Consider the following 12,516-nt stretch of genomic DNA (forward strand, 5'->3'; position numbering starts at 1 on the left):
CCCTTCCTTACACCTCACTCCGCCCGGCGGTCTCCGCCGACGTGCGAGGCCGGTCCCGCGTACGCCGGGTCGGCCGTCAGTAGAAAGGCCTGACCATGCGCAAGATCGCCAGCATCGGGATCGCCATCGTCCTCGCCGCCGCGATCGGCGGCTGTGGGGGATCCGACGGTTCCGGTTCGACCGACGAGGTCAAGCTCGCCGGACTGTGGCCGCTGAGCGGCCCGAACGCCACCCAGGGGACCGACGTGCTGCACGGCGCGGAACTCGCGGTCGACGTCATCAACAACGACCACCCCGGACTGGCCCTGCCGCTCGGGCCGGGCAAGGGTCTGCCCGGCCTGAACGGCGCCCCGGTCAAGCTGATCACCGGCGACACCCAGGGCAAGCCCGAGATCGGCGCCGGTGAGGTGGACCGGCTGGTCACCACCGAGAAGGTGGCCGCGGTGATCGGCTCCTACCAGTCCGGGGTGACGCTGACCGCGAGCCAGCGGGCCGAGCGGCTCGGCGTGCCGTTCGTCAACGAGGCGTCGTCCTCGGTGGCGCTCACCGACCGCGGCCTGAAGTGGTTCTTCCGGACCGGACCGACCGACGAGACCTTCGCCCGGTCGATGTTCGACTACCTCAAGGCCCGCCAGGCCGCCGGCAAACAGGTCCGGACGGTCGGCATCTTCCACAGCAACGACCAGTTCGGCAACGACGGCGCCGGGGTCACCGAGAAGATCGCCGCCGAGGCCGGCCTGCCGGTCACGGTCAACGTCGCGTTCGACCCGACCGCCGCCGACCTCGGCTCCCAGGTCGCCCAGGTACGCGGGAAGAACCCCGACGTCCTCTTCGTGCTCGCCTACACCGACGCGGCGATCAAGCTGATGAAGACGCTCGACCAGCTCGACTACTACCCGCCGGCACTGCTCGCGTACGGCAGCGGCTTCGCCGACCCGGCGTTCGCCACCGGCCTCGGCGCGCTCGCCGACGGGGCGTCCAGCCGGGCGGCCTGGTCCAGCGAGATCGCCGCGAAGCGGCCGGCCGCGAAGACCGTCGCCGACCTGTTCCAGCAGCGGTACGGGGCGCCGATGACCGAGAACTCGGCGCGGGCCTTCACCGCCGTACTGGCACTGGCCCAGGCGATCGACGCCGCGAAGTCGGTCGAACCGGCGAAGATCCGGGACGCGCTGCGGGCCCTGGACGTCCCGGGTGACCAGACCATCATGCCGTGGACCGGGATCAGGTTCGACGACAAGGGTCAGAACACCGGCGCGGCCGGCGTGGTCGAGCAGATGATCGACGGGAAGTACCGCGTGGTCTTCCCCGCCGACCTCTCCTCGGTGCAGCCGGTCTGGCCGATGAGCGAGGCACAGCGGTGACCGGGGGGACAGCATGAGCGACCTGCTCCAGTCGATCGTCAACGGGTTGCTGATCGGCGCGGTGTTCGCGCTGGTGGCCGTCGGACTGACCCTCATCTACGGGGTCATGGACGTGGTCAACTTCGCGCACGGCGAGATGGTCATGCTCGGCATGTACACCTCGTTCTTCGCCTGGTCGTTGCTCGGCCTCGATCCGTTGCTCTCCATTCCGCTCGCCGGGGCGTCGATCGCGCTCACCGGTGCGCTGATGTACATCGGTGCGGTCGGCCGGGTGCTCGGCAAGTCCCCGCTGGCCCAGGTGATCGTCACCTTCGGACTGCAGGTCTTCCTGCGCGGCCTGGCCCAGTTCCTCTGGACGCCGAACACCCGGACGGTTCCCCGGCCGTGGGCGGCCGACCTGCGGTGGGAGATCGGCCCGGTGGTGATCGGCGGTCCGCAGGTGATCATGGCGGTGGGGGCGCTGCTGGCCACCGGCGCGGTGGCGTACTTCATGAACCGGACCCGGCTCGGCGGCGCCGTACGCGCCGCCGGGGAGGACCCGGCGGCGGCGTCGCTGATGGGGATCGACCCCCGGAAGATGTACGCCCTCTGCTGGGTGATCGCCGGGCTCGCCACCGGGGTCGCCGGGGCGTTGCTGATGAACTCGTACTCCGCCTCGCCGACGGCCGGGGTGAGCTTCGCGCTGATGGCCTTCGTGGTGGTGGCGTTCGGCGGGTTCGGCAGCATCACCGGCGCGGCGCTGGCCGGTCTGCTGGTCGGGGTCGCCCAGGGGCTGGTCGGCCTCTACGCCCCGAGCTACACCCTGGCCGCCGCGCTGGGCCTCTATCTGGTGGTCGTCCTGGTACGGCCGCAGGGATTGCTGGGGACGCGATGAGCATCACGACCACACCGAGCACACCCACGCCGGCCCGCCCGGCGTCGGCACGCACCGGCCCGTTCCCGGGCCGGCGGCTGCCCTCCTGGACCACCGCCGCGCTGGTGGTGGCCGCCCTGGCGGCGTACCCGCTGGTGTTCCTGGACTCGGCGGCGCACAACATCGGCATCCTGGCACTCACCTTCGGGATCGCCGCGACCGGCTGGAACCTGCTCGGCGGCTACGCCGGACAGATCTCCTTCGGGCACGCGCTGTACTTCGGCGCCGGGGCCTACACCACCGCACTGCTGGTCCGGCAGGGTTGGTCGCCGTGGCTGGCGATCGCGATCTCGCTGCCGGTGGCGGCGCTGCTCGCCGCGGCGGTCGGTTGGCCCTGCTTCCGGCTGCGGCACCACTACTACTCGATCGCCACCATCGCCGTCGCCGAGATCGTCTTCATCCTGGTCACCAACCTGCCGGGACTCGGCCAGGCGAACGGCTGGGAGTTGCCGGTGGTGGAGCCGTCCCTGGCGAACCTGCAGTTCTCGCTGTTGGACAAGCGGCCCTACTACTACGTCGCGCTCGGGTTCTTCTGCCTGGCCGCGGTGGCGGTCTGGCTCTTCCTGCGCGGCCGGGCCGGCAACTACGTCCGGGCGATCCGCGACGACCAGGCCGCCGCGGCGGCGGTCGGGATCAACGTACACCGGTACAAGCTGGCCGCGGCCGCGCTGTCCGGCGCGATCACCGCGCTGGCCGGCGGCTTCTACGTGATGTACGTCCTCTTCGTCGACCCGCCCTCCGGACTGGGTCTGGACCTGTCGGTGTCGTTCACCCTGATGGCGGTGCTCGGCGGGGTCGGCCGGTTCTGGGGGCCGCTGCTCGGCGCCTGGGTGCTGGTCTTCGTCCAGGACGTCACCCGGCAGGAGTTCTCCGGCACCGGACGCTCGGTGGACCTGCTGCTCTACGGCGCGTTGATCATCCTGATCTCGATCACCGAGCCGGGTGGCCTGCTGGCGATCCTGCAGCGGATCTGGGCCCCGATCGCCCGTCGGCTGCACCGCGAGTCCACCCCGGAGCCGACCGGATCTGCTGAGGTGAAGGCATGACCAGCCTGCTGAGGATCGACAAACTCTCCTGCCGGTTCGGCGGGCTCTGGGCCAACCGGGAGGTCAGCTTCGAGGTGACGCAGGGCGCCATCGTGGGGCTGATCGGGCCGAACGGCGCCGGCAAGAGCACCCTCTTCTCCATGGTGGCGGGTGCGCAGCGGCCGACCGCCGGCCGGCTGTGGTTCGACGGGCGGGACGTCACCGGTTGGGCACCGCACGCGGCGGCCCGGGCCGGGGTGGGACGGACGTTCCAACTCATGCGGGTCTTCGGCTCGATGAGCGTGCTGGAGAACCTGACCACGGCGGCGTTCGTCCGGCACGCGCGTCTGCGTGACGCCCGGCGCCGGGCCGCCGAGGTCGCCGAACTGGCCGGGCTCGGGCCGGTCCTCGACGCGCCGGCCGCCTCGCTGACCGCCGCCTGGAAGAAGCGGTTGGAGATGGGGCGGGCGCTGGCCACCGAGCCGAAGCTGCTGCTGCTCGACGAGGTGCTCTCCGGGTTGACCCCGACCGAGGCACGGGAGGCGGTCGAGATCGTCCGGGCGATCAACCGGAACGGCGTCACCATCCTGATGGTGGAACACGTGATGGAGGTGATCATGCCGCTCTGTGAACGGCTGGTCGTGCTGCACTACGGGGAGAAGATCAGCGAGGGTTCCCCGGAGCAGGTCGCGCACGATCCGACGGTGGTCGAGGCGTACCTGGGGAAGGCGCTCTAGATGCTGACCGTGAGTGATCTCCACGTGGACTACGCCGGAGTGGTCGCGCTGCGGGGTGTCGACCTGACCGTGGAGGCCGGCGAACTCGTCGCGCTGGTCGGCGCGAACGGCGCCGGCAAGAGCACCCTGCTCGCCGCCGTCTCCGGACTGCACCGACCGGTACGCGGCACGGTGACCTTCCTCGACGAGAACGTCAGCGGGCTGCCGGCGTACCGGATCGCCCGCCGGGGTGCGGTGCTGGTGCCGGAGGGGCGGCGGCTGTTCGGCCACCAGACCGTGCTGCAGAACCTGATGCTCGGCGGCTACCACCGCACCGAGGCGGAACGCCACGCCGACCTCAAACGGATCTACGACCTCTTTCCGATCCTCGCCGAACGATCCGGTCAGCGGGCCGGCACCCTCTCCGGGGGCGAGCAGCAGATGGTGGCGCTCGGGCGGGCGTTGATGAGCCGGCCGAAACTGCTGATGCTGGACGAGCCCTCGCTCGGCATCTCGCCGAAGTTCACCAAAATGATCTTCGAGGTGCTGGCCGAGATCCGGCGTACCGGCACCACCATGCTGCTGGTCGAGCAGAACCTGCGGGCCGCGCTGGAACTCGCCGACCGGGCGTACGTGCTGCAGACAGGACGGGTGGTGATGTCCGGCCCGGCGGCCCAACTCGCCGAGTCCGACGAGGTCCGACGCTCGTACCTCGGGCTGTGAGCCGGCCGGCGGGGGGTGGGTGAGCGTGCGGATCATTCCGGTCGGGCTGCGGGCACTGCTGGTCGAGCTGCCGACCCCGGCACACGTCCAGGCGCTCGCCGCCGACCTCGACCGGCGACGGGCCGACGGCGAACTGCCCGAGGTGGACGACGTGGTCCCGGGGGAGTTGACCCTGCTCGTCGACGGCGTCGCCGACCCCGCCGACCTGGCAGGGCGACTCGCCGCCTGGCGGCCGGTCTCGGTCCGGCCGCCGGACGGCCCGCTGGTCGAGATCCCGGTCCGGTACGACGGCGCCGACCTGGCCGACGTCGCCCGGCTCTGGCAGGTGCCCGAGGAGGAGGTCGGACGGATCCACAGCACCCCGGAGTACCGGGTCGCGTTCTGCGGCTTCGCCCCCGGTTTCGGCTACCTGACCGGGCTGCCGGAGCGCTACCACCTGCCGCGCCGGCGGGTGCCCCGGACCCGGGTACCGGCCGGCTCGGTCGCGCTCGCCGGCGGCTACGCCGGGATCTACCCCCGCGAATCACCCGGCGGCTGGCAACTGCTCGGCCGTACCGACGTCGTCCTCTTCGACCCGGACCGTGACCCGGTCGCACTGCTCACCCCGGGCGCCCGGGTCCGGTTCCGGAACCTCGACGGATGACCGGCACCCGATACCTCGAGGTGATCCGCCCCGGAGCACTCAGCACCGTCCAGGACCTCGGTCGCCCCGGACACGCCCACCTCGGCGTACCCCGCTCGGGCGCGCTCGACCTGCCGGCGCACCTGCTGGCGAACCGGCTGGTCGGCAATCCGCCGGAGGCGGCGACCATCGAGACCACCATCACCGGTGTCTCGGTCCTGCTCCGGCAGGCCGGTACGGTCGCGGTCACCGGAGCGTGGGCGCCGGTCACCGTCAACGGGCAGCCGGCGAGCTGGTCGGCGCCGCTGTCGGTACCGGCCGGCGCCCGGGTCGACGTGGCCACCGCCCGACGTGGCGTACGCAGCTACCTCGCCTTCTCCGGCGGGATCGCCGTACCCCCGGTGCTCGGCAGCCGGGCCACCGACCTGCTCTCCGGACTGGGCCCGACCCCGCTCGCGGTCGGCGACCGGCTGCCACTCGGCGACCCGGCGGGACCGCCCGCCCCGGTCGACGTCGCGCCGACCCGGACCCTGCCCGAGGAACTGACCCTGCGGATCCTGCTCGGCCCCCGGGCCGACTGGTTCACCGAGGAGGCACCGGGGATCCTCACCACCGGCCGGTACGTCGTCTCCACCGCCAGCAACCGGATCGGGATGCGGCTGGACGGTCCGCCGCTGCCGCGCCGGATCACCTCCGAGCTGCGCAGCGAGGGAGTGGTGCTCGGCGCCGTCCAGGTGCCGGCCGCCGGTACCCCGGTGATCTTCCTTGCCGACCACCCGACGATGGGCGGCTACCCGGTGATCGGGGTGGTGCACCCCGACGACCTGCCACGTACCGCCCAGGCCGCCCCCGGCACTCCGGTTCGGTTCGCGCTCTGAGCCTTTCCCGCGTGCGTACCCGAACCTGCCCGGTACGCCGGTCCGGGACCTGGTCAGCTCTTGCTGGTGCCTGCTCTCCTCCATGCGAATCTGCCGATAACCCGCGCGACGGTGGCTGCGGCGTCCGACAATCAGGACTATGCAGGCAAGTGGGTTCAGGAGGCAGCCCTGGTCCGCGAGTCCGACCCCACACAGCTGACCCGACAGCACCTCGGGCGGTCGGGTGCGCGAGAGAGGTGAGGGTACTCATGGCAGAACGTCCCAGCGGCGGCTCCGGCGCTGCGTCTGCTGACGCCCCGGTTGCTGAGTTGGTGCAGCGCGCCACCGAACAGATCACCCGGCTGGTGCGCGACGAGTTGACGCTGGCGCGGGCGGAGATGACCGCCAAGGGCAAGCGTGCGGGCGTGGGTGCCGGACTGCTCGGCGGTGGAGCGATGCTCGGTCTCGCCGCCGGTGGGACCGCCGTCGCCACGGTCGTACTGGCCCTGGCTGCGGTCCTGCCCGACGCGGTGGCCGCCCTGATCGTGACGGCGGTCCTTGCCATCGCCGCCGCCATCGCGGCCCAACGCGGTAAGAAGCAGGTCAGCAAGGCCATGCCCGTCACGCCCACGGCGGCCAGAGACAGCGTGCGAGCCGACGCCGAGGCGATACGTGGCGCAGCGAATCGAAGGCAGCCATGAGCGCGCCATCGGGAAACAGCGACCCTGACCAGACCCGGCGCGACATCCAGCAGACACGGGCGGAACTCGGCGAGACCGTAGCCGCCCTGACCGCCAAGACCGACGTCAGGGCCCGTGCACGCACCAAGGCCACCACCGCCGTCGGCGGACTTCAACAGCGTGTCACCCAGGCCAGCCAGTCGGCGAAGACCAGAGCGACGCAGCTGACCCGCGCAATGAGCGAGAAGGTTTCCCAGCGAGTCAAGCCGGTCGCGCAGAAGGCCCAACAGACTGTCACCGCAGCACGCGACTCTGCGCAGGCCGGCGTGCGGACCGCCAGCGAGGCCGAGTCGACCCTGGTCAGCTCCGCCCGCGCCGCGGCAACCAGGATCGGCAGCTCGGTGCGTGCGCACCCCGCACCGGTCCTCACCACCGCCGGGGCCGCCGCCCTCGCGGTTCTGGCTTTCCGTCGCCGGAAGCGATCGACCGAGAGCACAACAACCGCAAGGATCCGCAGACTGCTCTCCAGCCGCTCGCGCTGAGAGGCGACGAAAGCATCGCGGGATCGACGACCTGACCGACCATGCCTTGCGGAAGCCGACGTTCGCGCGCTGGTCAGATCGATTTGAGCCGGTAGCCCAGGCGTAGCGCCGTTCCGGACCACGACGTAGGCTCTGCCGCCGCCGAAGAGCCGGATGGCGAGGCCAGCACCGTCAACCGTCGAATTGGCGCAGGCCAGGGCGGACGGGGTTGGACCGGAGCGCGCAACCGGGACGGGCCGGTCATCCGACGTGCACCAGCGGTCGGCGGTCGGGATCCGGTTCGGCCTGGCGCAGTACCTCGCGGGTCAGCGGCGCCACCTCGCCGTCGCCGAGGAACAGGTATCGCAGCAGGTACTTCAGCGGGTTGCCCTCGGTCCAGGCGAAGTAGACGTGCGGCAGTCGGCCGGTGGTGTCCCGCAGGTGCAGGAGGAAGCCGGCGATGGTGTTCGCGATGCTGGCGCCCTCGACGCGCAGGATCCGGTAGCCGAAACGTTCCTCGCCGGTGACGACAAGGTCGGACTCGAACTCGGACGGGTCGCGGACCGTCACCTCGAGGAACAGGATCGGTTCCCCGGCCGGGACGTGGTTGTGCGAGCGCTGCTCGGCCTCCTTCTCCCGGTACTCGGTCGCGTCACGCTCGTTGGGCTCGTTCGCGACCAGGTGGATCTCTCCGCCGCGCGCGGTGACGTCGGCGATGAACTTCCGGGCCAGGCCGTCCAGCCGTACGTCGGTGACCCGCAACTCGGTGGCGCGCAGCGCCCGGGACAGGACGGAGGCGGCGATGATCGCCACGATGAAGAAGGCTGCGATTCGTACGCCGTCCGGCCGCTCGATGATGTTGGTGACGGTGGTGTAGCCCAGCACCACGGTGATCACCCCGAACCCGATCAGTTGCCGGGTCTGGTGGCGCCGACGGGCGGAGAGCGTGACCGCGAGCGCCGCCGACGTGATCAGGACGAGGACACCTGTGGCGTACGCGCCGCCCTGGGCGGTGACGTCGGCGCGGAAGACCAGCGTGATCAGGAACGAGACGAGGGTGAAGACGATGACGAGCGGACGGATCGCGCGGGCCCAGTCCGGCGCCATGCCGTACCGGGGCAGATAGCGGGGGACCAGGTTGAGCAGCCCGGCCATGGCCGACGCGCCGGCGAACCAGAGGATCAGCACGGTGCTCAGGTCGTAGACCGTACCGAAGCCGTTCCCCAGGTGGGTGTGGGCGAGGAACGCCAGGGCGCGGCCGTTGGCCCCGCCGCCGGCCTCGAACTCCTCGGGCGGGATGAGCACGGTGGTGACAAAGCTGCTGGTGATCAGGAAAGCGCTCATGATCAGTGCGGCGGTGACCAGCAGCCGGCGGCCACCCCGGATGCGTCCGGCCGGACGGTCCGGGTCGTCGTCGGGTCGGCCCTTGATCAGCGGCATGACCGCCACCCCGGTCTCGAAACCGGAGAGGCCCAGCGCGAGTCGGGGGAAGACCAGCAGGGCCACCACGATGATCCCGAAAAGGTCCGGATGTTCGGTGAGGAGCAGCCGCCGCCAGTCGGCCACCAGGTCCGGCCGGGAGAACAGGTGCCCGAGGGTCACCGTGATCACGATGGCGTTGAGCAGCAGGTAGCTGGCGACCAGGACCACGGCGATCCCGATCGCCTCCCGGAAGCCCTTGAGGAACACCGCGCCCAGCGCGGTGATCAACACCAGGGTCACCCAGATCTGCTCACCCGCCATCGCCCCCGGCAGGTAGGGGTTCTCCAGGATGTGGGCGCTGGCGTCGGCGGCCGACAGGGTGATCGTGATGATGAAGTCGGTGGCGGCGAAGCCGAGCAGCGCCAGGACCAGCAACTTGCCCTTCCACCGGGGCAGCAGGTGCTCCAGCATCGCGATCGACCCCTGCCCGTGCGGACTCTCCCGGGCTACCCGCCGGTACACCGGTAGGGCGCCGAACAGGGTCAACGCCACCAGGACCAGGGTGGCGACCGGGGCGACCGCCCCGGCGGCGAGCGCGGCGATACCCGGCTGGTAGCCCAGGGTCGAGAAGTAGTCGAGGCCGGTCAGGCACATCACCCGCCACCACGGCCGCTGGTGGGGCATGTGCGAGGCGGTGTACGGGCCCCGGACCCGCCCCGGCCGCATTCCCTGCAGCAGCCAGCCACGCATGCCCCGGTTCCCCGGGGCGTCCCGCCCGCGTACGGCGCCACCCATGGCCGACATCCCCCGTTCAGCGGCTTCCCCCGACCGCCGCTGTCCGGGACATCGTGCCCAGATCACGCCGGCTCCGGGCGGGGAACCGGCATCTCGCCGGTGCCGACGGCGATCTCGTTGCTGAGGTTGTGCTTCGCCGGCGTCAGGGCCGAGAGCGTCGGCGCCGGGAAACGTACGGCGAAGGCCGGGCGACGGCTGGTAGGTGCAATCTGCCCGGGTGCCCGGTCATTGTTTCGATCGTTTCGGTGTTGTCGAAGTCGATCGCGCTGGGCGTGTCGGTGACCGCAGTCATGGATATTCCATCACCACTTCGGCATGTAGCCCATGCGGGGACTTGCGGCAAGAGGCTGGTGCCAGTGCAGAATTTGTGGCCGTGGGTCCGAGCGGTTCACGGTCAACGGAGACAGGCTCATGTTCACGATGCCGCCCAACCAGCCAATGGCCGAGGCCTTACCTAGGGAGTTTCGATGCGCGTACTGCTGTCGACTATCGGATCGCGGGGTGATGTTCAGCCGCTGGTGGCGCTGGCGTTGCAGTTGAGAGCCATCGGTCAGGAGGTCCGCCTGTGCGCGCCGCCCGACTTCCGCGACTGGATCGACAGCCTCGGCATTCCCCTCACGCCCATCGGTCCCGAGCTGCGAAACATGGCAGCCCTCAGCTCACCGGGCATGCCGCCCCAACTCTCGCCCGAGCACCGGCGTCAGATGGCGGAGGCGACCGTCGCCACCCAATTCAAGACGATCGCGGAGGCGGCCCGCGGCTGCGACATCATTGTGGCGGCAACAGCTCTGCAGATCGCCGCTCGCTCACTGGCGGAGGTCATGGGGATCCCCTACGTCTTTGTCGCCTACTGTCCGACGGTTCTGCCGTCGCCGTACCACGCACCCGCCATATTGTTGCCGGGACAGACATCGGTGCCCGAAACGGCTGACAAACGCGAACGTTGGACTGAGAATGCGCGACGCTTCAACGAGGCTTTCGGCGCCGCGCTGAACTCCCATCGGTTGTCGGTCGGCCTGGCTCCGGTCAGTGATGTACGCAGCCACATCTTCACCGACCAGCCCTGGTTGGCCGCCGACCCGACCTTGGCGCCCTGGCCCGAGCCCGGGGACCTGGCCGTGCTCCAGACCGGGGCCTGGCTCCTCCCGGACGAGCGTCCACTGCCGCCCGAGTTGGAGAGGTTCCTCGGCGCCGGTGAGGCACCGGTCTACTTCGGCTTCGGCAGCATGGGCGCGCCGCAGGAGCTGGGTCAGGTGATTGTCCAGACCGCCCGCGAGCTTGGCCGCCGTGCGATCCTGTCGCGTGGTTGGGCTGGCCTGTCAGCGGGCGGCGACGAAACCGACTGCCTGGTCATCGACGATGTCAACCACCAGGCGTTGTTCAGGCGGGTCGCAGCTGTCGTGCATCACGGCGGCGCGGGAACGACGACAGCGGCCGCGCGAGCCGGAGCACCACAGGTCGTCATACCCCAGTTGTATGACCAGCACTACTGGGCAGAGCGGGTCCGCCAGCTCGGCCTCGGAATCGCGCACCCGCCCGCCACACCGACCCGCGAGTCGCTGACGAGCGCTCTCAAGCACACCCTTCAACCTGATGTGGCTGCCCGGGCCCAGCGCATCGCCACCCTGGTGCGTAGCGACGGCGCACAGGCCGCCGCCCAGTGTCTGGTGGCCGCCAACACCCAGAAGCCATCCTGACACCGGGTTTCACCCCGCTCCGGCTCCGCCCCGCGCGGTGTGGGGCGGCAGCGGTCGGGCGTTGTGCCGGTTGAGGCGAGGACTCAGCCTCCGACCGGATGGGTGTCGAAGAAGTGCCAGATGGATTCCGTCGCGACCAGTGCCGTTGCCGGCGGGTCCAGCCCGAGCAGGCGCTCCGCCGCCGACTGCGGCGCCGCGCCCGGCCACTGGTGTCCGGCCCCTGCGATGGCGATCAGCGTGACGTCGCGCCCGCCGGGACAGCGCGCCACCGACGTGGTGGTCGGTCCGGCGGTACGCACCTCTGGCGCGGCGCACCGGGCGATCTCACGCCACCTGTCGATCTGCTCGGGCACGGGTCCGCCGTCGATCCTGACCGGCAGCGGTCCGACGCCGCCGTTGTCCAGAGCCCCCGGCCGACCGTCGTACGGGACCACGTCGTCGGCTGTGCCGTGTACGTGGATCACGGAAATCGGTGCTGGCGAGGGGCATCGCCCGAGCAGCTTCCCCGCCACCACACCGATCGCTGCGAAGGTGGTGGTCTGGCAGGCCAACTGGTAGGCGAGCATTCCGCCGTTGGACATTCCGGCGGCGTAGACCCGGTGCGGATCGACCGGCAGCCGGGTGGAGATGGTGGCCACCGTGGCGCCGATGAACGCCACGTCGTCGACGTCGTCACGGGCCGGTGGACCGCAACAGTCGGCACTCACCGCCCAGGACCGGTGGAGCCCGTCCGGGTACGCGACCACGAATCCGTGCCGGTCCGCCGCGGTGTTCCACCCGTACGCCGCCTCGGCCTGCTGGCCGCTGCCGAAGGCACCGTGCAGCATCACCACCAGCGGTACCGGCGCCGACGGTGACAGTTCGGCAGGCCGGTACAGCCGGAACGTGCGTTTCCTGCCGTCCACCGTGACGTAGTGCGTGGACGATCCCACCGGGACGGCCGCCGGCCCCGGCCCGGGGGCCGCCGATCTGGTCGGGGCGGTACCGGCCGGTGCGGTCGACGCGGGCGTCTCCCGCTGCGGCGGTCGCACCGCGTCGCAGCCGATCAGCAGGGTGAGGACGCCCGCGATCGCCAGCGTCGCCGACGTGGTCCGCCGGACGGTAGCCGCCCTCCTCGTTCGCTGCTCCATGGAGCCTCCGCCCCTCGCGGTGATTCGGTGTCGTCGGTGGCGGCCGCTGGGCGG

12 protein-coding genes are annotated in these 12,516 nt (G+C 70.9%); 10 read left to right on the forward strand and 2 right to left on the reverse strand.

Annotated elements, in window-relative coordinates; translation table 11 throughout:
* Nucleotides 1-95 precede the first annotated feature (95 nt).
* The 9 genes from V1633_RS35925 to V1633_RS35965 all read left to right on the forward strand — a co-directional run bounded on the left by V1633_RS35925 (nucleotide 96) and on the right by V1633_RS35965 (nucleotide 7,439).
* A complete protein-coding gene (locus tag V1633_RS35925) occupies nucleotides 96-1,361 on the forward strand; it encodes an ABC transporter substrate-binding protein (RefSeq protein WP_331218647.1) in 1,266 nt (421 codons plus the stop codon).
* Between the two features lie 13 nt (nucleotides 1,362-1,374).
* Complete coding sequence (locus V1633_RS35930) at nucleotides 1,375-2,235, forward strand: branched-chain amino acid ABC transporter permease (protein ID WP_331218648.1); 861 nt, start codon at nucleotides 1,375-1,377, stop codon at nucleotides 2,233-2,235.
* On the forward strand, nucleotides 2,232-3,320 hold the full coding sequence (locus V1633_RS35935; RefSeq protein ID WP_331218649.1) for a branched-chain amino acid ABC transporter permease: 1,089 nt from the start codon (nucleotides 2,232-2,234) through the stop codon (nucleotides 3,318-3,320). Before V1633_RS35930 ends, V1633_RS35935 begins: the two co-directional genes overlap by 4 nt.
* Nucleotides 3,317-4,036 carry an ABC transporter ATP-binding protein gene (locus V1633_RS35940; RefSeq protein WP_331218650.1) on the forward strand — a complete coding sequence of 240 codons (720 nt, stop codon included), beginning with the start codon at nucleotides 3,317-3,319 and terminating at the stop codon, nucleotides 4,034-4,036. Before V1633_RS35935 ends, V1633_RS35940 begins: the two co-directional genes overlap by 4 nt.
* Complete coding sequence (locus V1633_RS35945; RefSeq protein ID WP_331218651.1) at nucleotides 4,037-4,738, forward strand: ABC transporter ATP-binding protein; 702 nt, start codon at nucleotides 4,037-4,039, stop codon at nucleotides 4,736-4,738. It begins immediately after the preceding gene.
* 25 nt (nucleotides 4,739-4,763) lie between these two features.
* A complete protein-coding gene (gene pxpB, locus V1633_RS35950; RefSeq protein ID WP_331218652.1) occupies nucleotides 4,764-5,381 on the forward strand; it encodes a 5-oxoprolinase subunit PxpB in 618 nt (205 codons plus the stop codon).
* Nucleotides 5,378-6,238, forward strand: a complete 861-nt coding sequence (locus tag V1633_RS35955; protein WP_331218653.1) for a 5-oxoprolinase subunit C family protein — start codon at nucleotides 5,378-5,380, stop codon at nucleotides 6,236-6,238. Before pxpB ends, V1633_RS35955 begins: the two co-directional genes overlap by 4 nt.
* 248 nt (nucleotides 6,239-6,486) lie before the next feature.
* Nucleotides 6,487-6,918, forward strand: coding sequence for a phage holin family protein (locus V1633_RS35960; RefSeq protein WP_331218654.1), 432 nt, complete (start codon nucleotides 6,487-6,489; stop codon nucleotides 6,916-6,918).
* Nucleotides 6,915-7,439 (forward strand): DUF3618 domain-containing protein, encoded by a 525-nt coding sequence (locus V1633_RS35965; protein WP_331218655.1) that lies wholly within the window; start codon nucleotides 6,915-6,917, stop codon nucleotides 7,437-7,439. The genes V1633_RS35960 and V1633_RS35965 overlap by 4 nt, the downstream gene beginning before the upstream one ends.
* A 240-nt stretch (nucleotides 7,440-7,679) precedes the next feature.
* Here the strand turns inward: V1633_RS35965 and V1633_RS35970 are convergent, their stop codons facing one another.
* On the reverse strand, nucleotides 7,680-9,590 hold the full coding sequence (locus V1633_RS35970; protein WP_331218656.1) for an APC family permease: 1,911 nt from the start codon (nucleotides 9,588-9,590) through the stop codon (nucleotides 7,680-7,682).
* A gap of 512 nt (nucleotides 9,591-10,102) precedes the next feature.
* Between V1633_RS35970 and V1633_RS35975 the strand changes: the two genes are divergently transcribed.
* Complete coding sequence (locus tag V1633_RS35975) at nucleotides 10,103-11,332, forward strand: glycosyltransferase (protein ID WP_331218657.1); 1,230 nt, start codon at nucleotides 10,103-10,105, stop codon at nucleotides 11,330-11,332.
* Between the two features lie 83 nt (nucleotides 11,333-11,415).
* Here the strand turns inward: V1633_RS35975 and V1633_RS35980 are convergent, their stop codons facing one another.
* The gene (locus V1633_RS35980; RefSeq protein WP_331218658.1) at nucleotides 11,416-12,462 is read right to left on the reverse strand and encodes an alpha/beta hydrolase family esterase; all 1,047 of its coding nucleotides are present in this window, start codon (nucleotides 12,460-12,462) and stop codon (nucleotides 11,416-11,418) included.
* Nucleotides 12,463-12,516 lie beyond the last annotated feature (54 nt).

This window comes from Plantactinospora sonchi, from assembly GCF_036422035.1.
Taxonomy (GTDB): Bacteria; Actinomycetota; Actinomycetes; order Mycobacteriales; family Micromonosporaceae; genus Plantactinospora; species Plantactinospora sonchi.

Excerpts from the sequence above, each read along its gene's own strand:
- V1633_RS35960 (WP_331218654.1), top strand. The coding sequence starts at position 6,487 with ATGGCAGAACGTCCCAGCGGCGGCTCCGGCGCTGCGTCTGCTGACGCC.
- V1633_RS35940 (WP_331218650.1), top strand. The coding sequence starts at position 3,317 with ATGACCAGCCTGCTGAGGATCGACAAACTCTCCTGCCGGTTCGGCGGG.
- V1633_RS35945 (WP_331218651.1), top strand. The coding sequence starts at position 4,037 with ATGCTGACCGTGAGTGATCTCCACGTGGACTACGCCGGAGTGGTCGCG.
- V1633_RS35935 (WP_331218649.1), top strand. The coding sequence starts at position 2,232 with ATGAGCATCACGACCACACCGAGCACACCCACGCCGGCCCGCCCGGCG.
- V1633_RS35975 (WP_331218657.1), top strand. The coding sequence starts at position 10,103 with ATGCGCGTACTGCTGTCGACTATCGGATCGCGGGGTGATGTTCAGCCG.
- V1633_RS35965 (WP_331218655.1), top strand. The coding sequence starts at position 6,915 with ATGAGCGCGCCATCGGGAAACAGCGACCCTGACCAGACCCGGCGCGAC.
- V1633_RS35930 (WP_331218648.1), top strand. The coding sequence starts at position 1,375 with ATGAGCGACCTGCTCCAGTCGATCGTCAACGGGTTGCTGATCGGCGCG.
- V1633_RS35955 (WP_331218653.1), top strand. The coding sequence starts at position 5,378 with ATGACCGGCACCCGATACCTCGAGGTGATCCGCCCCGGAGCACTCAGC.
- V1633_RS35980 (WP_331218658.1), bottom strand. The coding sequence starts at position 12,462 with ATGGAGCAGCGAACGAGGAGGGCGGCTACCGTCCGGCGGACCACGTCG.
- V1633_RS35925 (WP_331218647.1), top strand. The coding sequence starts at position 96 with ATGCGCAAGATCGCCAGCATCGGGATCGCCATCGTCCTCGCCGCCGCG.
- V1633_RS35970 (WP_331218656.1), bottom strand. The coding sequence starts at position 9,590 with ATGCGTGGCTGGCTGCTGCAGGGAATGCGGCCGGGGCGGGTCCGGGGC.